The organism is Bacillus sp. JZ109, assembly GCF_053903135.1.
In genome coordinates this window covers 3,216,470-3,237,227 of the sequence record NZ_CP096388.1, presented here as the reverse complement: position 1 = coordinate 3,237,227, position 20,758 = coordinate 3,216,470, and the positions used below count along the sequence as shown (strand labels likewise).

Sequence of the window (20,758 nt, the reverse complement as noted above, 5' to 3'; positions counted from 1 at the left end):
CTCCGCTTTTTCTTATTTATCTTCGTTATCCTTTGACGTTTCGGAAGAATCTTCGTCATGTTTTGTGTAATCATAATCAGAAGGATTCACCTTCTTAAAACCTTTCGGCTCGTAGAACCGCAGCAGGTCTCCGTTTATGATTTTATCGGACATTTCAAGTTCCTTCTTGACGAGCGAGTCTTCTGACTTGTCGACTTCGGATTCATCGAGTTCTTTTCCGGTTTTCGTGTCGTAATACTTACCGGATATTTTCGTGTACTTCGGTGAAATAAAGTCTCCGTTTCGGAACGGAATCACTTCACGGTGTTCTTTCGATAAAATATCAGACCCGGACATCAGATAGTCCTTCGTATCCACTCCGAGCAGATGCAGAATGGTAGGAGCCACATCAACGTCTCCGGCATATTTATGAACTTTCTCGCCCTTCACGCCGGCAGCGTGGATAAAGAGCGGCACCCGTTGAAGCTGGGCGTTGTCGTAATCAGTGATTTCATCCTTGCCAAGCACTTTCGCCATCGCTTTATTGTGGTTTTCAGAGATGCCGTAGTGGTCTCCGTACATCACAATAATCGATTTATCATATAACCCGTCTTTTTTCAGATCATTGAAGAATTGTTCAATGGACTGATCAAGGTAATGGGCTGACTGGAAGTAGTTATCGACGACAGAGTCACCAAAGTCTCCAGCCGGGAAGTCTGTATCCCCCTCATCCATTCCGAATGGGAAGTGGTTAGACAGGGTAATGAACTTCGTATAGAACGGCTGCGGCAGGCTTTCCAGCAGCGGCATTGATTCTTTGAAGAACGGTTTGTCTTTCATGCCGTAGTTTTTCGTGTTTTCTTCGTTCATGTCATAGTAAGCAGAATCAAAGAATTTATCAATGCCTTCCGCTTTGTACATTTCGTTACGGTTCCAGAACGTCTGCGTGTTCCCGTGGAAAGTAGCAGATGTGTAATTCTTAGACTTCAGAATCGCCGGAACGGATTGCAGCGTGTTTTGTGCTTTGTTTACGAAAACTGAACCTTGAGCCAGCGGGTACAGAGAGTTTTCCATCATAAATTCAGCATCAGATGTTTTACCTTGTCCCGTTTGGTGGAAAAAGTTATCAAAGTAGAACGTTTCGTTATCATGTGCCAGTTTATTTAAGAACGGTGTCACTTCTTTGCCGTCAATTTTATAGTCGATAATAAATGACTGCAAAGATTCAAGTGAAACGTAAATGACGTTTTTTCCTTCCGCTTTGCCGAAATACACGTTATTCGGCACATCGTAATTGGCTTTCATGTAGTTTTCCACTTCCGTCACGTCGCTGGAATCGGCAAGCGCGCGCTGGCTGTTGGACTTGATATTCTGTACAGCGTCATAAATCGTGAAATTGTATGTTCCCAAGTATTTCACAAGATAGTTCCGGTCGAATGATCTTGTCAGCAATTCAGGACGGTCTGATTCCGCAACTGCCAGGTTGATCAAGAACACAAGAATTGAAGACGCAAAAATAATTCGGAACGATTTTTTGCTTGACGTTTCGGCAGGCTTGTTTACTTTGATCGCCAAGATGATCAGGATGATCGTATCGATAAAGTAAAAGGCGTCAGTCGGTCTCATCAGCGAAAATGCGCTGTCACCGAGTTGGCCGCCGTTTGTTTTAGCCTGCATAATGACCGGAATTGTAATAAAATCATTGAAAAATCTGTAGTACACAATGTTTGCGTACAGTAAAAAAGACATTAAAAAATGAATCACTATAATGGCTGTCTGCTGTAATTTTTTCTTGAACAAGAGTCCAAAGCCAAGAAAGAACAAGCTTGAGCTAAGAGGATTCACAAAAAGCAATATTTTTTGTATCGTGTTGTCTATTCCTAAGTTGAAGTTCAGGACATAACCGACATACGTTTTGATCCATAACAGGACGACCGCAATTAAGAAGAAGGCCAGTCCTCTTTCTTTTATAAATGTTTTCATTGTTACACTCCTTTTTTCCGATCCAGTTCGAGCGAAACGATAGAAAAAACGAACGTATCCAATATAACACGAATCAGCAGATTAGAAAAGTGAAAATCGTATGATGGAGAAAGTGGCGAAAAACGCCGTCGAATCAACGTTTCGCTTTGATATTACCAAATGTAAAACAAGGTATCTTTCTAGAAATAAAGGAATAAAATGGTACATTGAGAATTGTATGATAAAATATAAGGTATAGATAAAAAGAGGTGAAATGATGGATTTTTCCCATATTGTGTCTGAAGATAAAATTAAGCGCGCCATCAAAGACGGGGACTTTCAAAACCTCCCGGGAATGGGGAAGCCGCTGCCGAAGGATGACGCGGCACACTTGCCGGAATCGCTGCGCATGGGCTATCGTATTTTGAAAAACGCGGGAATGGCAGAGGACGAGGGCGCGCTCAAAAAAGAGCTTATGACCATCGACCATTTAATCGAAAAGTGCTATGACGAAAAAGAACGCGAGCAATTAATCAGAAAAAAATCTGAAAAGCAATTGCTGCTTGATAAGCTTGTCGACAAAAAAAGCATGTTTTCAAAGCCAGCATCCGCTTTTTATAAGAATAAAGTATATGACCGGCTTGGACGAAACAGACCTTCTTCCAGCTGATTTGTCTTGTCTGCAGGATGGCGTTTGTTAAAAGCCATCCTTTTTATGGTCCAAGTTCTATGTCAAAAGGTTTATGTTTTTCCATCTATGGGAAATGACCCATAAACGAAAAAAGGGTGATGGGATGGAACGACTATTAGTATGGATAGAGCATATATCTGATTGGCTGTGGGGTCCGCCGCTAATCATCCTGCTGACGGGGACGGGGTTGTATTTCACTATTTTGCTGAAAGGTTTTCAATTTCGCTATCCTTTATACATTTTCAAACAGACAATCGGCAGCGTAGGAAAAAAGCCGAAGGGAGAGGGCACAGTCACACCGCTTCAGGCATTGACCTCAGCCCTCAGTTCAACGATCGGTGCAGCGAACATTGTCGGTGTGCCCGCCGCTATTATGTTTGGAGGACCAGGAGCGGTTTTTTGGATGTGGCTTATTGCCTTATTTGCCATGGCGATTAAGTTTTCTGAAAGTGTTCTTGCTGTTCATTACAGAGAAAAAAATGAGCAGGGTGAATACGTCGGGGGACCGATGTATTACATAACAAAAGGGCTCCGCATGAAATGGCTCGGCGTATTCTTCTCTGTTGCGCTGATTGTGGAGCTGATCCCGAGCATTATGGTTCAGGGAAATTCGGTTTCAGTCTCGCTTGCCGAGACGTTTTCTTTCAATAAAATATACGCAGGAATCGGAATTGCATTTTTGATTGGGTTAGTGGTGATAGGAGGGGTAAAGCGGATCGGAAAAGTAACAGAGTTTGTCGTGCCTCTTATGGCAGGGGCATACGCAGGTGCCGGTCTCCTGATTGTTCTCATGAATCTATCATCAGTGCCGGCGTTTTTCTCTCTCGTTTTTTCAAATGCGTTTACCTCTTCTTCAGCAGTTGGAGGGTTCGCAGGTGCTGCGTTGGCGGAAACCGTTCGCTGGGGATTTGCCCGCGGGCTTTATTCTAATGAAGCCGGAATGGGAACAGCCCCGATTGCACATGCGGCAGCAATGACTGATCATCCTGTGCGGCAAGGGTTTTGGTCTGTGATCGGCATTGTCATTGACACCTTGATCATCTGCACGACCACCGCTTTTGTCGTTCTTGCATCTGGTGTCTGGACAGGGAAGAACGCCTCAATTGATCCGGCAGCACTGACGACGGCTGCATTTCAGCATTATTTCGGTTCTGGCGGAGGGTACTTCGTTTCGGTTTCCCTAGTCTTCTTTGTCGTATCAACCATTATGGTTGTCATTTTTTACGGCGTAAAGCAAGCTGAATTTCTGTTCGGGCGGCTGGCAGGACACGTGATTAAATTCGTTTATTTAGCGGCTATTATCATAGGTGCCGCAGGCGGAGCAAAAGCCATTTGGGGCTTTTTGGACTTAGCATTGGCTTTTATTCTCGTCCCAAATGTGATTGCGCTGTTGTTATTGAGCAGAAAGGTAAAAGCGCTGTACACCGAATTCTTTACATCTGAACAGTACTACCTGAAAGATATAAGGAAAACAAAACAGAATCCTGTTTATCAAACAAAAGAAGCTAAAAACTCCTAGTGCTTTGCTTTGGCGCCGAACAACGCTTTGCTTTTTATGATCAAATAAATGAGTAAAGGCAGCAAAAGAGAAATCACTACATTAATGATTGGTTTGATTCTGTTAAAGTCGATTAGCTGATTTGTATTTAAAAAGAACCAAAAGCTGCATACGACTGAGAACATGCCGATTGGTGTATACATGGCTTTCGGGTCGATTTTTGAGTGTAAAAACGAAAGGCCGTATACCACGATATATAGGGAACCTGCTATCTTCACCATAATGACCGGAATCCAAAAAGCCGCGATGATCAGGTCTGAGCGATCCAGAAAATCCGTAATGCGGATCTGCCTGATGACCATATAAGCAGGATCAAAGAAAGTAGATGTCAGGTTGGGACCAAAGACAGAAATTGAAGAAAATAACATCACGGCCAGCAATAAAGCGCCCAGCAGTATCGCGAAAATGGTGTATTTTAGCGGGACGCTCCGGTTTGAGAAGAGAAGCGGAAGGATAATCAATTCCCCCATTGTCCCAAACGCGTAATAGCCTGATTGAAGATATGGGATTAGACCTTCAAAAACAGGCGTCAAGTTTTGAAGCTCAATTTGTGTGGCCAGCGTAAATGGAAGGAATAAGATCAGGATGCCGAATGGAAATAGGAATATCTGCGCCATTCTGGTCAATGTTTCTTTTCCCTCTCCGGCAATACAGATCGCCACAAAGATAATAACACCGCCAAGAACAGCCATTGGTGTTCTCGGGAGAAATAAAATGTTAATCAAATTGATGAAAAAACGTATATCATGAGCATTGATTAACAGGAAATACAAAGAAAACAGTAAAATGATAATCCGGCCTGCGATTGGTGAGGAATCGCTCAGCAGCTCATAGATATTTTTATCCTGATGCTTTTTCATCAGCCTATGCATGAGCCAGAGTGCCGGAATCACGATGACAACGCCGAGGATGTAGCTGTGCCAGGCATTTTGTTTTGCTGATTCGATCATGAGAATCGGAGCATGCTTTAATCCGACTGCTAACGTATACAGAGCTCCGAAAAATAATCCTTGGTATGCAGAGGTCTTGTCCATAAAGCACATCCTTTCTGTCATGTTCAAAACGGAATATATTTAAACAGGTGCCCCAGCCGCGGAAGCAGGGGATTCACTCTCATATAAATCCATAGAAAAGCACTTCCTGCAATTAGCAGGCTGAAGGCCCATTTTGTTAGATTGTTAGCGGAACGAAAATTCTTCCATTCATATGCGTATATGGCAATGCACACTATCAATGTCTGTACGATATAGCTGATCATGCTGACGCACCTCCATTAATGGCTGATCGTTTTGTATAGGACACCGCCCTGCTCAATCGTCACAATTGGGACGACGTGAACCACCATATCCTTATATACCTCTTCCCATTCCTTTTTCAGCAGATTCTTCGTGGTTGCCGTGCTTCTGATGGTCCTGTCTTGAAAGCCGGCCGGGTCCGCCTTTAGCTTTTGCAAACGATGAACGGTGCTGATCACGTCCTTCTTTATGGTTCTGTTTAATGCTTTTTGAATGATGTAATACTGGTCAGTTTCTCTCGTCTCATAGGTTGATTGGTTTTCCATAATAATTCCTTTGGCTCTGATCTCGATTGTCATTGACAGCTTTCCGTTTTTTTCAGCGGCATGAAAGGATGCATTGGACTTTTGAAGCTGAATGGATGCTTGTCCCATTTGATTCGGCAGGTCTACTATGAATTCTGGCTGGCGGGCTTGATTAAGCAACATCAGGGCTGCTGTCATGTGTTCATCTTTGAAAATATCCATCAATCTGTCCTTTTTAAAGATCGCAAGCCCGTCAATTTTCAAATTAGATTTGCCTTTCCCTCCAGGTTTTGTTTTAGATGCAGAGATGACCGGTGCATACGGATCACTGCCTATTTCTACTAGATCAGACATGAATCTGCTTAAAAAAACGGGGCGGCTCGTTGCGATAATGGCCAGCTCCCGAATCATTTCCGCCGGAAACTGTTCAAGCTGAACATCGGTGTTTAAAATGTCCCGCGCTTCTCCCCGGCTGACTAAAATGAGCGCCGTTAATCTGTTCTGCGGATTTCGCGTTAAAATATCAAAGACTGGGGCAACGCCGTCTCTCGCCATATCCTCTCCAATAATGACTGTACGTCTGTGGGACGTATTGATTGTCCGTGACAAGGAGGTTTGCAGCTTGTTGTTCGCTTCTCTGATCGTAGTGCCGGAAGCTGAATCAACATACCATGTTTTTGAACCGGCAGTTCCGCCGCCGCCCCCTGTTTGTCCGCCTAATTGACCGACCAAGGGAATCTGCATGGCCACTCGATACTGATCTTTTTTCTTATCAATGGCTGAGCTGACAACAAATGCAATGTCATTGATTTCTGTCCGGTCCCAGCACCCCGTTAGAAGGATACAAATGAGAAGCGGCAAAACACACTTATATATTGTTTTCTTCATCTTTTGGGTCCTCTCTTTTCGCTCCCTTCTGTCCGTTGCCGCGCGAATACGTGCCCGGCCTTCTGGTCATCGTCCACCAAGGCGCCCTGACAAAAATATCTTTTACTTCATCTCGTTTAAACGGAGAAATCCCGGATAAATAAGGAATGCCGAAAGATTGCAGCTTGCATAAATGAAGCACTAAGATAATCGTGCCGAGCATAATGCCGAATATCCCAAAAATACTCGCCAAAAACATAAGCGGGAAACGAAGCATCCTGATGGAGATAGCTAAGTTAAACCGCGGAATTGTGAATGACGCGATCCCTGTTAACGATACGATGATCACCATGGGGGCAGACACAATTCCCGCTTCAACAGCTGCTGTCCCGATGACTAGGGCCCCGAGAATACTGACGGTCTGGCCGATGGTTTTCGGCAGGCGCACTCCCGCCTCACGGAGAGCCTCAAAAGAAATTTCCATAATCAATGCTTCTATGATGGCGGGGAAAGGAATCGGTTCACGCGCGGAGGCCACACTGAACATTAAGTTTGTCGGCATTAAGTCCTGATGGTATGTAATAACGGCAACATAAATAGCCGGCAAATATAAAGCAACGAATAAAAACATATAGCGAAGCCAGCGGATTAAGTTAGACATCAAATAACGCTCATAGTAATCTTCACTGGCCTGCATAAGCTGCCAAAACGTAATCGGGCCTGTTAAGACAAAGGGCGTATTATCTGTGAAAATGGCAAATCGGCCTTCGAGAAGCTGGGCGGCGACGGTGTCCGGCCTTTCTGTGTATTGCAGCTGGGGGAATGGCGAGTACGTGTCGTCTTCGATAAATTCTTCAATATATCCGCTTTCTAAGACAGCATCAATCTTTATCTTTTTGATTCTTTTTTTTGCTTTGTCAATGACCTTTGGATCGGCAAGCCCGTCAATATAGGCCAAGACAACATCTGTTTTGGTTTTTGTGCCGATTTTAAATGAGATCATTTTAAGCTGAAACGTTTTGACTCGAAACCGCACAAGAGCGGTATTGACCCTGAGGCTTTCAGTGAAGCCCTCTCTTGACCCTCTGATGGTCGATTCTGTTATCGGCTCTTCAATGCTTCTTCTTTGTCCGCCTTTTATATTTAAGATCAGGCCTTTTGAGTGCCCGTCGGCAAATAAAACCGCGTTCCCCTCAATGATGGATGCAGCCACTTTACTCATACTCGTTTCTATTGCAACACTTGAAATTGATAGAGTATTTTGCAGCGCCTTTTCATGTTCATCTATTTGATCCGTCAAATGCATTAAGAAAGGGCGGAGGGCGTGATCCTGAATATGTTCAGATTTTACAATTCCTTCGATATAAACAATAAATCCGCACAGCCCGTTTCCAAAGTCAAATTGTCTAAATACGATGTCTGAGCAGCCTTCTGTTAATAAGGTCAGATTATCGAGGTTTTCCTTCAAATTGGGAGAGATCGGTCTGTCCTGATTGTCTTCAAGCTCTTTGATGAGCTGAAGCGCTTTGTCGCGTTTATTCATAGAGACTCACCCTGCTTTTTAATGTCACAATAATTGCTTGTGACTTTTAGGGTAACCTTGTCTGTTTCATATATTCCAGACTAGGATGAAAGCGCTATAAAAAAGTGTTGACTACCTGTATATACAGGAATACAATATGATTATAAGTTGTATATACAAGTTATAAAAACGGATACGGAGGGGTTGGCATGGGGGAACTGAACAAATCGGCACGTCAGATTGTCGAAGCAGTCGGCGGTGCTGAAAATATTGCAGCGGCAACTCATTGTGTTACACGTTTGCGTTTTGCTTTAATAGATGAAAGCAAGGTTGACCAAGAGATGCTTGATCAAATTGATGTGGTAAAGGGATCATTCTCGACAAACGGACAGTTTCAGGTCGTAATCGGCCAGGGAACTGTCAACAAAGTATATGCTGAACTGGTTAAGGAAACGGGGATTGGCGAGTCAACAAAGGATGAAGTGAAGAAGGCCTCAGAAAAAAATATGAATCCTTTGCAGCGTGCTGTGAAAACGCTTGCAGACATTTTTATTCCAATATTGCCTGCGATTGTCACGGCGGGTCTTTTAATGGGGATCAATAACATTTTAACGGCGGAAGGCATTTTCTTCAGCACAAAATCGATTGTGCAGGTTTATCCGCAGTGGGCGGATCTTGCTAATATGATTAACCTGATTGCAGGCACGGCCTTTACGTTTTTGCCTGCGTTAATCGGATGGTCTGCAGTCAAGCGGTTCGGCGGCAATCCGCTTCTCGGCATTGTGCTCGGGGTTATGCTCGTGCATCCTGATTTGCTGAATGCGTGGGGATATGGCGCGGCAGAACAAAGCGGAGAGATCCCGGTATGGAATCTATTCGGCCTAGAGGTGCAGAAAGTCGGCTATCAGGGCCAGGTGCTCCCAATTTTGCTTGCTTCTTATATGCTGGCGAAGATTGAGGTATTTTTAACAAAACGCACACCTGAGGGCATACAGCTGCTCGTTGTCGCACCAATTACGCTTCTCTTAACAGGATTTGCCTCTTTTATCATTATTGGCCCGATTACATTTGCGATCGGTAATGTACTGACTTCAGGGCTTATCTCGGTGTTTGGTTCTTTTGCCGCACTGGGCGGTCTGTTATATGGCGGTTTCTACTCAGCGCTCGTGATTACCGGTATGCATCACACGTTTCTTGCAGTCGACCTGCAGCTCATCGGTTCAAAGCTCGGCGGCACCTTTTTATGGCCGATGCTGGCGCTTTCTAATATCGCACAAGGTTCGGCCGCTCTAGCCATGATGTTTATCGTGAAGGATGAGAAACAAAAAGGCCTCTCCCTCACATCAGGGATTTCTGCTTATCTTGGCATTACAGAGCCTGCCATCTTTGGGGTGAATCTGCGATACAGATTTCCGTTTATCATTGCAATGGTCAGCTCTGGCCTGGCCGGAATGTATATTTCTTCTCAAGGTGTGCTGGCAAGCTCCGTCGGTGTCGGCGGTGTGCCGGGGATTTTCTCAATCATGAGCCAGTACTGGGGCGCGTTTGCAATCGGGATGGCTATTGTATTGATCGTGCCGTTTGCCGGAACATACGCGTATGCGAGATTCAAACATAAATAACAAATGGGGAGCGGGACGTGTTGAACGTTCCCTTTTCCCGTTTTCAATTTAAATATGGTGGTGGAAACAGATGAAAACAGAACAAACGCCATGGTGGAAAAAAGCTGTGGTTTATCAAATTTATCCGAAAAGCTTTAACGATACGACAGGAAACGGTGTCGGCGATCTGAACGGCATTATTGAAAAGCTTGATTACTTAAAAACACTTCAGGTGGATGTGCTTTGGCTGACGCCGATTTATGATTCTCCGCAACATGATAATGGGTACGATATTCGTGATTATTACTCGATTTATCCTGAATACGGAACGATGGAGGATTTTGAGCGGCTAGTGTCCGAAGCACATAAAAGAGACCTGAAAGTCGTCATGGATCTTGTTGTCAATCATACGTCAACAGAGCACAAATGGTTTCGCGAGGCGATCTCTTCAATAGACAGCCCGTACCGTGATTTTTATATATGGAAAGACCCGCAGGAAAACGGTTCTGTTCCGACGAACTGGGAATCGAAATTCGGCGGCTCGGCATGGGAGCTTGACGAAGCATCAGGCCAATACTATTTGCATCTGTTTGATGTGACGCAGGCTGATTTGAATTGGGAAAATGAAGAGGTCAGAAAGCATGTCTATGACATGATGCATTTTTGGTTTGAAAAGGGAATAGACGGCTTTAGGCTTGATGTCATCAACCTGATTTCTAAAGATCAGCGCTTTCCGAATGCGGAGGAAGGCGACGGCCGCTCTTTTTACACTGACGGGCCGCGGGTACACGAATTTCTGCATGAAATGAACGAAAAGGTGTTTTCGCATTACGACAGCATGACGGTCGGTGAGATGTCTTCAACAACCGTAGACCACTGTATCCGGTATACGAATCCTGACAATAAAGAACTTGATATGACATTCAGCTTCCATCATCTCAAGGTTGACTATCCTAACGGCGAAAAATGGGCCTTGGCGCCGTTTGACTTTTTGAAGCTGAAGGAGATCCTATCCGACTGGCAAACGGGGATGCACGCAGGAGGGGGATGGAACGCTCTGTTCTGGTGCAATCATGATCAGCCGCGCGTTGTATCAAGATATGGAGATGATGGCGCATATAGGGTGAAATCGGCGAAAATGCTTGCTACGGCCATTCATATGATGCAGGGCACGCCTTATATTTATCAGGGCGAGGAGCTGGGGATGACGAATCCGAAGTTTACTGACATAAGCTCCTATCGGGATGTCGAATCGCTGAACATGTATCACGCCTTTAAGGAAAAAGGAATGGCTGATCAAGAGATTACAGCCATTTTACAGGCGAAATCCCGTGACAATTCCAGAACCCCCGTTCAGTGGGATGCTACGGAGAATGGCGGTTTTACAACGGGCACACCATGGATACCGGTTGCAGGAAATTACCGGGAAATCAATGCTGAAGCGGCGCTGAGGGATCAGAATTCGGTGTTTTACCATTATCAAAAATTGATTCAGATTCGCAAAATGTATGACATTGTGACAGAGGGTACGTATGAGATAATCGCAAAGGATGACCCGAACATTTTTGCGTATCTCAGACACGGCAGCAATGAAAAGCTGCTCGTGATCAATAATTTTTACGGGACAGAGGCGGCCTTTACACTGCCGGACTCTTTAGCGCCTGACGAATGGAAGGCAGAGGTGCTGTTGACGAACGATGAAGCAAGGGAAGGGCTTCAGTACATGACGCTTCGCCCGTATGAGTCCATTGTTTATCGTTTAACGAAACCGTGTTAAACTAAGCTGGGTGGTCCATAATGAAGGTGAATAAATTCATCACAATTTATAAAGACATCGCACAGCAAATTGAAGGCGGCCGATGGAAAGCGGAGGAGATTCTTCCGTCTGAACATGAGTTGACCGCACAGTACGGTACATCAAGAGAAACGGTCCGAAAGGCGCTTCATATGCTCGCGCAAAACGGTTATATCCAGAAAATCAGGGGAAAAGGCTCCGTCGTGCTCAATCGTGAAAAAATGCAGTTTCCCGTTTCGGGCCTTGTCAGCTTCAAGGAGCTCGCGCAAACGCTTGGCAAAGAAACGAAAACAACTGTACACAAATTCGGGCTGGAGCCTCCGTCAGAGCTGATCCAAAAACAGCTCCGGGCCAATCTGGATGACGACATCTGGGAAGTCATCAGGTCTAGAAAGATTGACGGGGAACATGTGATTTTGGACAAGGATTACTTTTTCAGAAAGCATGTCCCTCACCTGACGAAAGAAATTTGTGAAAACTCCATATATGAATATATAGAAGGAGAGCTCGGTCTTTCGATCAGTTACGCCCAAAAAGAAATTGTCGCCGAGCCGTGTACGGACGAGGACAGAGAGCTGCTCGATTTACGCGGCTATGACCATATGGTCGTGGTGAGAAACTACGTCTTTTTGGAGGATACCAGTTTGTTTCAATATACGGAAAGCAGACACCGTCTCGACAAATTCCGATTTGTTGATTTTGCGCGGCGGGGGAAATGAGAGAGGCGCCTGCCTGCGGCAGCGCGCTTTTTTGTTTGGTATCAAAATTGATACTATCCAACAAAAATGTGCGTACTTTTACTTTTTATCATAATGGCTACAATAGAGATGAGAGTAACCTAAAGGAGAGGTGTTTTACATGGCAGATCTAAAGAAACAAATTCTGGATGCATACAATTTCAGGCATGCGACTAAGGAATTTGACCCGAATAAAAAAGTGTCAGACAGCGATTTTGAATTTATTTTAGAAACAGGAAGACTGTCTCCGAGCTCACTCGGCCTTGAGCCTTGGAAATTTGTCGTCGTCCAAAATCCGGAGTTCCGCGAGAAGCTTCGTGAATACACATGGGGCGCGCAAAAGCAGCTGCCGACCGCAAGCCATTTCGTCCTGATTCTTGCGCGTACAGCGAAGGATATCAAATATAATGCGGACTACATCAAACGTCATTTAAAAGAAGTAAAACAAATGCCGCAAGACGTGTACGAAGGCTATTTAAGCAAAACAGAAGAATTCCAGAAAAACGATTTGCATTTGCTTGAAAGTGACAGAACATTGTTTGACTGGGCATCAAAACAAACCTATATCGCGCTTGGCAACATGATGACTGCCGCTGCGCAAATCGGTGTTGATTCCTGCCCGATAGAAGGCTTCCAGTACGATCACATTCACCGTATTCTTGAAGAAGAAGGCCTTCTGGAAAACGGAAGCTTCGATATTTCTGTGATGGTGGCATTTGGCTACCGAGTGAGAGACCCTCGTCCGAAAACAAGATCTGCTGTTGAAGATGTTGTGAAGTGGGTTTAAATAAAGAAAGCTGCTCGCTTAGCGAGCAGCTCTTTTTTATGCCTGATTCGCTCTATTCTGTTTTCTCCTCTGATGTAAGTACATTGCGGTGCCGAGTGCGCTGATCAGAAATCCGGCCAACAGGATCGAGTACATGGATGTGGCTGTGTCCGGAAGCAGGCCGCCAGCCGGACCGTTTCCTCCAGAGCCGTTAGTCGGTTGAGTGCCGGGAGGCGTATCATTTCCTCCGTTCCCGTCAGTTGGCTGTTTTCCGCCTGGTTTGTCGGAGCCTCCGCCATGATTGCCGTCATCACCGCCTGTCGGTTGGTCGGACGGGAATGCCGGCGGTTTGTTGTTTGAACCGGAATTTAAGATCGTGTATTCGCTGAAGTGGTTTGTATATCCTGTCACCATATCATCGTCGACTGATCCGTGATCTGTCTTTGTGAAAGCTTTCTTTTTCCTGTCGACATGATAAATGGCAGGGTTATGGGCTTCTTCAATATCAAACATGCGAAGCGAAAGCTGAACGGGCTCCTTGAATGATTTTATTTCTTTTCCTTTTTGCTTCACTGTAAAGTCATATACATCTGCCAGTGACACATCCAATTCTCCCGTCGACTTGATTCCGATTGCAGTGTCTGCTGTTTTAAGGTTCGCCATTGGCATCTTCATGCTGTACCAGTAGTTGAACACCGTCAATGAAGGATCTGACTCTCTTTCTTTCAAAAGTTTGACCTGATCTTTTTTTACTTTGAGATTGATAGGCTTCTCTTGTGATCCTTCATGTGTTCCGTAATAGACAAACGGCGTGTTGGCATTTTTAGCGTAAATCGCAAATTTGTCTTCATCAAGTGTCCAGCTGCCGTCCTTCTGCTTTGTCGGCAGGAATACTTCTTTGATCCGTCCTTCAACTTTAGGAGAGACCTTGTTTCCTAGTTTTTTCAGCTGTTCGGTGAAAATCTCATAATCAACGTAGCCAAGGTCTTCACCATGGGAGGCTTCTGTAAAGACAGAATATCCGTCTCCTCCGGCACCGACAAAATTATTTGTTGCCACGCGGTAGGTATCATCCGTATTTATAGCAACTTTGTCTCCGTTAGGCGATTCAATTTTCACTTCTAACACACGGTGTCCAGGTTCGTTGTTTAATGTAAAGGTATATTCGATTCCGGCCACCTGAGGGAAAGCGCCGCCGCCATTTTCCACATTGCTTAAGCCTTGTTCAAGGGCTTCTTTAATTTGTTTTCCGGTTAAATCGGCCACGTAAAGCGTATTGCCGAACGGCATCACGTTGAGCACATCGCCGAGTGTGATATCCCCTTTGTCAATGCCGGCTCTGATGCCGCCGCCATTTGTTATCGCTATTCTGGCGCTGGCTGCTTCTTTCGCTTTTGCCAGCATACCGTCCGCAATGAAGTTTCCGAGATTTGTTTCCTTCGTGCGCACATGCTCACGCTGGCCGTCAAGCGCCACATCCGTATAGCCGACTTTTTCATTTTTCACGTCTTCTAATTCACTTTTGAACTGATCAAGCTCTTGTTTTGCTTCTGCGTTTTCTTCTGTATGCTCATCAATTGGCAGCACGCTCAGATTTGATTTGTCTGTTTGCACAACGCCATTTTCATCAAACGCGACATCAACGCGCCCCAAGAATTGGCCGTATTCTTTTGCCTGCGCCACGATCGTCGGTTCTTCGTTGTTCACGACCTCCATTTTGTCAACGAGGGTGTGAGTGTGTCCGCCGATGATCAAGTCAATGCCTTTTACTTTTTTGGCTAGCTCAAGATCACGGTTATGACCGATATGGGTTAAAGCAATAATTTTATTTACCTGTTCTTCTTCCTGAATCGCTTTGACGGTGTTTTGTGCTGTTTCAAAGGCATCATTGAATACGATGCTTTTGCCCGGGCTTGATGTGGTGGCTGTATCTTCTGTTGTCAGGCCGAATACGGCGACTTTCTCCCCGTCAACGTCTAACAGAATGTAAGGATGGATGCCGGCCTCTTTCTTTTCACCTGCGGTAAAGGTTTGCGGTTTTTTGACAAATGATTTCAGTTTGGGCTCATTTGACACATCTACGTTTGCGCTGACAATCGGAAATTCCGGCGCTTCAAAGTGATAGCGGTTCGCCGGATCAACGGTTGCGCTGTTTCCGCTTAGAAAATCAGAAAGCACTGTCGGGCCTTTATCAAATTCATGGTTCCCGAAGGTCATGGCGTCATAGCCCATCATGTTCATCATTTTCAGATCGGCCAAACCGTTCCATTTTGTAAAATACAGATCGCCGGAAAACACATCTCCCGCATCAAGGAGAATGTTGTGATTTGTTTCGCTGCGTACTTCGTTGATTTTCGTCATTCGTCTCGCTGCATCATCGAGATGTGCGTGCGTATCATTGGTGTGCATGACGGTCAGGTCCCACAGTCCGTCTTTAGGAGGATCTGGATTTGAATCATCATCGAATTGCAGCTTATACACACCATAGCCTTCATTCGCAGACTTGCCTACATAAGCGACGTCGTCTGCTTTATCGGCAAATGGCTTGGCCAAAAGCGAGGATTCAAACGTCAGATTCGTGCCGGAAACAGGCGCGATTGACCAGTTGTTGTCTGCCTTTGGATTGACTGTTTTTTGTTCAATAATGTAATCCATCAGCACCTGCCTATTTTCAACCGCAGAGCCGTGGACAATTTTATCGCTTGTCAGATGAGGGAACCCGCCGCCTCCGGACGCACGATAGTTATTGGTGACTACGAGAAATTCCTGGCTTGGGCTGATCGGCTTGCCTTCATAGGAAAGGTTGATGATCCGGGATGAATCCGCATTGATCACTTTTCCGTTCTCATTGTATTTAGCCGGTTTTGTCACATCGACCTGATATGTGACACCGTCAATCACGTCAAAATTATAGGAGCGGAAATTCTCGTTCAGCAAGGCCTGATCGCCGCCTTTGGCTGGATCAATCTGGTTGAATTGGCCTGCTGACATCTCCAGCCAGTCCTTCACTTCGCTGCCTGTCAGCTTGACGATTTGAACAGTATTATCGTAAAGGTACAAGTCACCGACATTTTTAATCGCAAGATCTCCGGCTGGAATGTTTGTATAGTAATTGGCTCCGTTTCTGCCGCCTGCTTTAAACGGCGCCCCCGCAGACAAAATTGGAAGGTCCTTGTACTCAGTATCCTTCATTTCTTTTTGGGCATACCATTTTTGCGCGTCAGTCACGATCTGAATGGAAGGATCATCTTTGACCTGTGCAAAGAAGCTGTTAATATCTGCTTCGGTTTTGCCGACTGGCTTTCGGACATACTCCAGTGTGTTTTGGTGTGTTTGCTGAATGGTGTTTGTAACGGTCTCGTTTCTTGATGTGACGTTGCCAGCAATAGATTCAATACTTCCTTTGGAATCTGCTACCTTCCATGAGCCGTCCGCCTTTTCAAGCTTGAGGTCAATCACGCCTAAATATTTGCCCCAGCTGCTTGGCATGACGACAGGAATGCCGTTTATTGTTCCCTTTTCCACATTGAACTGAGCAACACCCGCATACTCGGCGGAAGGAAAGAGTCCGTGCTGATGGCCCGAGATAATCGCGTCAATGCCTTTCGTTTTGGTGGCAAGGTCAAACACGGCGTTTTCTGCACCTGATGATTGTGACTGCTTTTCAATGCCGGTGTGGGCGAGGGCAATAATGACATCTGCACCTTCCGCCTTCATTTTCGGGATCGTTACATTGGCGGATTCTACGATATCCTGCACCTGCACCTGCCCCTCGAGATTCTTTTTGTCCCATGTCATGATTTGCGGCGGGACAAAGCCTATGTAACCGACTTTTACTTTCTGCTCATTACCGTTTTCATCAATGAGGTTTTTTTCATTAATCACATACGGCGTATAACGGTTTTCACCGCTAGTTGTTTTGACGTTGGCATTTACAATCGGGAAATCGGCTCCTTTGATTGTGCCGTCGAGAAAGTCGAGCCCGTAGTTGAATTCATGATTGCCAAGCGTTCCGGCGTCGTATTTCAGCGCGTTCATGACGCTGATAATCGGATGGGTTTTCGTGCCGGAGATAATGTCGTCTTTTTGATATTTCACCGCGTATTCACCCAGCGGATTCCCTTGAATCAAGTCACCGTTATCCACAAGCAGAGTGTTAGGGTTTTGCTCGCGGTGCTTTTGGATCAATTGCGCTGTTCTCGCCAGACCGAAATCCGCCGTTTCTTTGTCGCTGTAGTAATCGTAATCCATCATGTTGGCATGAATATCAGTTGTAGCCAAAATACTCAGATGCACCTGAGGAGCCGCGCTTTCTTCTGCATGAATGGGTGGTGTTGGGAGGATTAGGCTAAGTATCATAATTGGGGGCAAAAGAATACGGAGAATGTTTTCGACGTGTGTTCGTCTTTTCTGTATTCTCACCAGTTCTCCACCTTTCAACGAAATTTGTGTTACAGCTCCTATTGTAAGAATATTTTGTAACTATTTGTAGGTGTTTCTTTATGATTATTGTAAAAGGGAGAAAAATGAGTATTATGTAGTAGTATCAAGCGACAAATACTGGGTATTTATACTTATCGTTTGTCACAATCGCGGAATGTTTATTTTAGTGTGGCTGGGGTAGAGTGTTTTATGTAGACATATAAAGCGGGAGGTTATGAATCATGGGGAAAAAAATTGCAGTTGTTTTAACAGATTATTTTGAGGACAGCGAGTACACTGAGCCTGCGAAAGCCTTTAAAGAAGCGGGACATGAACTGACTGTCATCGAAAAAGAAAAAGGAAAAACAGTAAAAGGCAAGCAGGGAACAGCGGAAGTGACGGTTGACGCGTCCATTGACGACGTAAACCCTTCAGACTTTGATGCGCTTTTGATTCCCGGAGGATTTTCACCAGACCAGCTTCGCGCTGACGATCGTTTCGTCCAATTTACAAAAGCGTTTATGACTGACAAAAAACTGGTATTCGCCATTTGCCACGGCCCGCAGCTTTTAATCAATGCGAAAGCGCTCGACGGCCGAAAAGCGACGGGCTATACGTCCATTCGTGTTGACATGGAAAACGCCGGTGCCGACGTTGTGGACAAGGAAGTGGTTGTTTGCCAGGATCAATTGGTCACTAGCCGCACACCGGACGATATACCGGCATTTAACCGCGAGTCATTGGCATTGCTTGAGAAATAAGAAAAAACGGACGCTCTTGGGCGTCCGTTTTTTTGTTGCTTAGGCTTGAGCACCTGTCAGTTTCTTGTACCTGTAATACAAGAAAGCAGCTGCAGCCGTTCCGATGACCGCAATGCCGAAGTCGAATATGAAAATATGGGCGATGCCCCCCGCTTTTGCGATAAGCCCTGTTGCAATCGGCAGCAGAATCGATGCAAGGCTTGAAGCGGTCGCTACAATTCCGGTAACGGTTCCTTTTCGCTTCCAGAAAAGCTCTGTCATTAACGTAATGGTAATTTGAAACACACCCGCAGTTGAAAAGCCTAAGAAAAAGGCAGTGATGTCCAGCACAACTGGGATATGAACGGTCAGCATGACTGCGAGCGTACATAAAGTAATAATAGGATATAAGAGCGTTATGAAGACAGGTTTGACCCATCTGTTCAGCAAAACGGCTAATAATAAAACAGATGCCAGAGATCCTATACTATAATAGCTCAGCAATTGTACAGATGCTGATTCAGCTAAACCGGCTGCCTTTTGCGCGTAGCTCGGGAGCCAGATTTGAGAAACCGTAAATAAAGCCGTGGATGTAAAACCGATGATAATCAGTGCGGTGCCTTCCTTCTGAAAAACGGGTTCAGACAAGAAAACGGGAGATTCCTGTTGGCCGCTATTAGTTGGTTTCTTATGTTTTTTAGGAAACGAAAGCGTTGATAAATAAATAATATTCAGGAGATAGACCGCTGCCGGCAGATAAAAAGCAAATCCGTAAAACATGCTGTGGTCTGCTAAAAATGTGATCAAAAGCGGCAAAAGTGCGGCCCCGACAGACATAAAGGCTTTGACCAAGACATTTGCCGAACCGGAAGCAGACGGAAAGAGCTCGGTTAGCGCCGGATATGTTCCGGCATCCATCGCTGAATTTGCGACCCCGGCTAATAAAGCGAACACAAACGCCAGTTCATAGCTCGGTGATAAAGGAATACCGACTAAAAAGACGGCCATAATTCCCGCAGAAGCGACAACAAGCGGCTTTCTGCCGATTTTATCTGATAGAACGCCGGAAATGCCGTATGTCAGCAGTTTGCCAAACCCGATAGCGGCAATGACATAACTGATGCCGGTCGGATCGGTATTCCACTGTTTTGTTAATGAAGACATATTGGATGCGAGAATGATGTTGACCATCCCCAGAAAGAAGTAGTTGATATACATTCCGGATGCTGTTTTGATAGATGTCGTTTGCATGCTTGTACTCCTTCAAATCTTATTCGAACACTTTACTGTTTTGGTTTGAGGAAATGATAAAAAAGACTCGCCGAGTTTCCGGCCAGTCTCCATTATTTACGAAGCGAGGCTAATTCTTGAGCAATCGCCTGCATTTCACTTGGGCTGAATGATTCTTTTTTCATCACCATGCTGTGAAGGTACGTGAGGTCTTCAATCTTCTCATCACTGAAATCCTCCGCTTTGATTACGCCGACGTTCAGCATGTTCAGCTTTTGGGAAATCTCTTCAATCATTTGAGTTAATGTTTCTGTATTTGGGCTGGACAAATGGTTCCATCCTTTCTATGCGCAATATAGGTATGTTTTATTCTAACAGAATTCCATCAGAAAAAAACCCTATTCTAAAAGCAGGCTGTTCATTCCAAAAAAGTGAAGACATCAGTTGAAAAGAAAATGAACATCCTACTAAGATATTCATGAAAGTTTCTTTTTAGAGAAATAGGGGCAAAGAATAGGGAGGTTGGACAATATGATAAGCGTGTTATTTGTTTGTTTAGGAAACATTTGCCGGTCTCCGATGGCGGAAGCGATTTTTCGGGACCTTGCAGCCAAAAAAGGATTAGAGGAGAAAATCAAGGCGGACTCAGCGGGAATCGGCGGCTGGCACATCGGCAATCCGCCGCATGAGGGAACGCAGGAGATATTGCGCAGAGAAGGAATCAGCTTTGATGGCATGCTGGCGCGTCAAGTCAGCGAACAGGATCTGGCCGATTTTGATTACATCATTGCAATGGATGCAGAAAATATCGGAAGTCTCAGAAGCATGGCGGGATTTAAAAACACCTCACATATCAAAAGGCTTTTGGACTATGTTGAAGATTCAGATCTTGCCGACGTTCCCGATCCTTACTACACAGGGAATTTTGAAGAAGTCTGCCAATTAATCAAATCGGGCTGTGAGCATCTGCTTGCGTCTATTCAAAAAGAAAAACAATTGTGAGTGAAAGGAGAATTTGCATGAACAACGAACGTTTAATGCTGAAAGGGATATTTCTCGGAGCTGCGGCAGGCGCGGCGTTATCACTGCTCCATAAGCCGACAAGACAGGCGTGCGGCATGAGATGGCTGACATGCAAGCATAAACTTTCACTGTATAAAAGCAATCCGGAGCTGTTAAAAAACACTGTTATCACAAAAGTGGATGAGGCCAAAAAGCTCGCCCAAACGCTTTCAAAGGAAGTCGACTTTGTGAACCAGCAGGTGAAAGAGCTGAAGAAAACAACGCCGCAAGTGATGGAACTCGTGCAAGAAACGAAAGAGCATCTTTCAAAAAAATGATCAAACAT

General features: G+C 45.1%; 18 protein-coding genes. 10 read left to right on the top strand and 8 right to left on the bottom strand.

Annotated elements, in window-relative coordinates:
• Nucleotides 1-12: 12 nt before the first annotated feature.
• On the bottom strand, nucleotides 13-1,962 hold the full coding sequence (gene ltaS, locus M1D94_RS17105; RefSeq protein WP_003233694.1) for a lipoteichoic acid synthase: 1,950 nt from the start codon (nucleotides 1,960-1,962) through the stop codon (nucleotides 13-15).
• 100 nt (nucleotides 1,963-2,062) lie between these two features.
• On the opposite strand from ltaS, the gene M1D94_RS17100 reads away from it, so the two are divergent.
• From M1D94_RS17100 to M1D94_RS17090, 3 genes are all read left to right on the top strand, one after another.
• Complete coding sequence (locus M1D94_RS17100; protein ID WP_072557053.1) at nucleotides 2,063-2,200, top strand: hypothetical protein; 138 nt, start codon at nucleotides 2,063-2,065, stop codon at nucleotides 2,198-2,200.
• Nucleotides 2,201-2,218: 18 nt separating this feature from the next.
• Nucleotides 2,219-2,611, top strand: a complete 393-nt coding sequence (locus tag M1D94_RS17095) for a DnaJ family domain-containing protein (RefSeq protein ID WP_029317492.1) — start codon at nucleotides 2,219-2,221, stop codon at nucleotides 2,609-2,611.
• A 124-nt stretch (nucleotides 2,612-2,735) separates the two neighbouring features.
• Nucleotides 2,736-4,151, top strand: coding sequence for an alanine/glycine:cation symporter family protein (locus tag M1D94_RS17090; protein ID WP_015252561.1), 1,416 nt, complete (start codon nucleotides 2,736-2,738; stop codon nucleotides 4,149-4,151).
• On the opposite strand, the gene M1D94_RS17085 is transcribed toward M1D94_RS17090, so the two are convergent.
• The 4 genes from M1D94_RS17085 to M1D94_RS17070 are packed head-to-tail and all read right to left on the bottom strand — an operon-like array spanning nucleotide 4,148 to nucleotide 8,140.
• Nucleotides 4,148-5,224: an endospore germination permease gene (locus M1D94_RS17085; protein WP_424935162.1), complete on the bottom strand. Its 1,077-nt coding sequence runs from the start codon at nucleotides 5,222-5,224 to the stop codon at nucleotides 4,148-4,150. The two genes, M1D94_RS17090 and M1D94_RS17085, sit on opposite strands and share 4 nt — an antisense overlap.
• Nucleotides 5,225-5,247: 23 nt before the next feature.
• On the bottom strand, nucleotides 5,248-5,448 hold the full coding sequence (locus M1D94_RS17080) for a hypothetical protein (RefSeq protein ID WP_003233686.1): 201 nt from the start codon (nucleotides 5,446-5,448) through the stop codon (nucleotides 5,248-5,250).
• Nucleotides 5,449-5,463: 15 nt separating this feature from the next.
• Nucleotides 5,464-6,618, bottom strand: coding sequence for a Ger(x)C family spore germination protein (locus tag M1D94_RS17075; RefSeq protein ID WP_424935161.1), 1,155 nt, complete (start codon nucleotides 6,616-6,618; stop codon nucleotides 5,464-5,466).
• Nucleotides 6,599-8,140: a spore germination protein gene (locus tag M1D94_RS17070; protein WP_163117689.1), complete on the bottom strand. Its 1,542-nt coding sequence runs from the start codon at nucleotides 8,138-8,140 to the stop codon at nucleotides 6,599-6,601. Before M1D94_RS17070 ends, M1D94_RS17075 begins: the two co-directional genes overlap by 20 nt.
• Before the next feature lie 188 nt (nucleotides 8,141-8,328).
• Between M1D94_RS17070 and treP the strand changes: the two genes are divergently transcribed.
• The 4 genes from treP (at nucleotide 8,329) to M1D94_RS17050 (ending at nucleotide 13,039) form a co-directional block, all read left to right on the top strand.
• Complete coding sequence (gene treP, locus M1D94_RS17065; RefSeq protein WP_003233682.1) at nucleotides 8,329-9,741, top strand: PTS system trehalose-specific EIIBC component; 1,413 nt, start codon at nucleotides 8,329-8,331, stop codon at nucleotides 9,739-9,741.
• Between the two features lie 70 nt (nucleotides 9,742-9,811).
• Nucleotides 9,812-11,497, top strand: a complete 1,686-nt coding sequence (treC, locus tag M1D94_RS17060) for an alpha,alpha-phosphotrehalase (RefSeq protein WP_038829525.1) — start codon at nucleotides 9,812-9,814, stop codon at nucleotides 11,495-11,497.
• A 20-nt stretch (nucleotides 11,498-11,517) separates the two neighbouring features.
• Nucleotides 11,518-12,234 carry a trehalose operon repressor gene (treR, locus tag M1D94_RS17055; protein ID WP_003233679.1) on the top strand — a complete coding sequence of 239 codons (717 nt, stop codon included), beginning with the start codon at nucleotides 11,518-11,520 and terminating at the stop codon, nucleotides 12,232-12,234.
• Nucleotides 12,235-12,373: 139 nt separating this feature from the next.
• On the top strand, nucleotides 12,374-13,039 hold the full coding sequence (locus tag M1D94_RS17050; protein ID WP_014476144.1) for an NAD(P)H-dependent oxidoreductase: 666 nt from the start codon (nucleotides 12,374-12,376) through the stop codon (nucleotides 13,037-13,039).
• Nucleotides 13,040-13,075: 36 nt separating this feature from the next.
• Here the strand turns inward: M1D94_RS17050 and M1D94_RS17045 are convergent, their stop codons facing one another.
• Nucleotides 13,076-17,440, bottom strand: a complete 4,365-nt coding sequence (locus M1D94_RS17045; RefSeq protein ID WP_456270293.1) for a multifunctional 2',3'-cyclic-nucleotide 2'-phosphodiesterase/3'-nucleotidase/5'-nucleotidase — start codon at nucleotides 17,438-17,440, stop codon at nucleotides 13,076-13,078.
• 242 nt (nucleotides 17,441-17,682) lie between these two features.
• On the opposite strand from M1D94_RS17045, the gene yfkM reads away from it, so the two are divergent.
• Nucleotides 17,683-18,201 carry a general stress protein 18 gene (yfkM, locus tag M1D94_RS17040; RefSeq protein ID WP_133953914.1) on the top strand — a complete coding sequence of 173 codons (519 nt, stop codon included), beginning with the start codon at nucleotides 17,683-17,685 and terminating at the stop codon, nucleotides 18,199-18,201.
• A gap of 39 nt (nucleotides 18,202-18,240) precedes the next feature.
• On the opposite strand, the gene M1D94_RS17035 is transcribed toward yfkM, so the two are convergent.
• Both M1D94_RS17035 and M1D94_RS17030 read right to left on the bottom strand, forming a co-directional pair.
• On the bottom strand, nucleotides 18,241-19,431 hold the full coding sequence (locus tag M1D94_RS17035) for an MFS transporter (protein WP_003243812.1): 1,191 nt from the start codon (nucleotides 19,429-19,431) through the stop codon (nucleotides 18,241-18,243).
• Nucleotides 19,432-19,523: 92 nt separating this feature from the next.
• The gene (locus tag M1D94_RS17030; RefSeq protein WP_010330293.1) at nucleotides 19,524-19,739 is read right to left on the bottom strand and encodes a DUF1128 domain-containing protein; all 216 of its coding nucleotides are present in this window, start codon (nucleotides 19,737-19,739) and stop codon (nucleotides 19,524-19,526) included.
• A gap of 202 nt (nucleotides 19,740-19,941) precedes the next feature.
• On the opposite strand from M1D94_RS17030, the gene yfkJ reads away from it, so the two are divergent.
• Nucleotides 19,942-20,412, top strand: coding sequence for a protein-tyrosine-phosphatase (gene yfkJ, locus M1D94_RS17025; RefSeq protein ID WP_019712686.1), 471 nt, complete (start codon nucleotides 19,942-19,944; stop codon nucleotides 20,410-20,412).
• A 17-nt stretch (nucleotides 20,413-20,429) separates the two neighbouring features.
• Nucleotides 20,430-20,750, top strand: a complete 321-nt coding sequence (locus M1D94_RS17020; RefSeq protein WP_456270292.1) for a hypothetical protein — start codon at nucleotides 20,430-20,432, stop codon at nucleotides 20,748-20,750.
• Nucleotides 20,751-20,758: the final 8 nt, after the last annotated feature.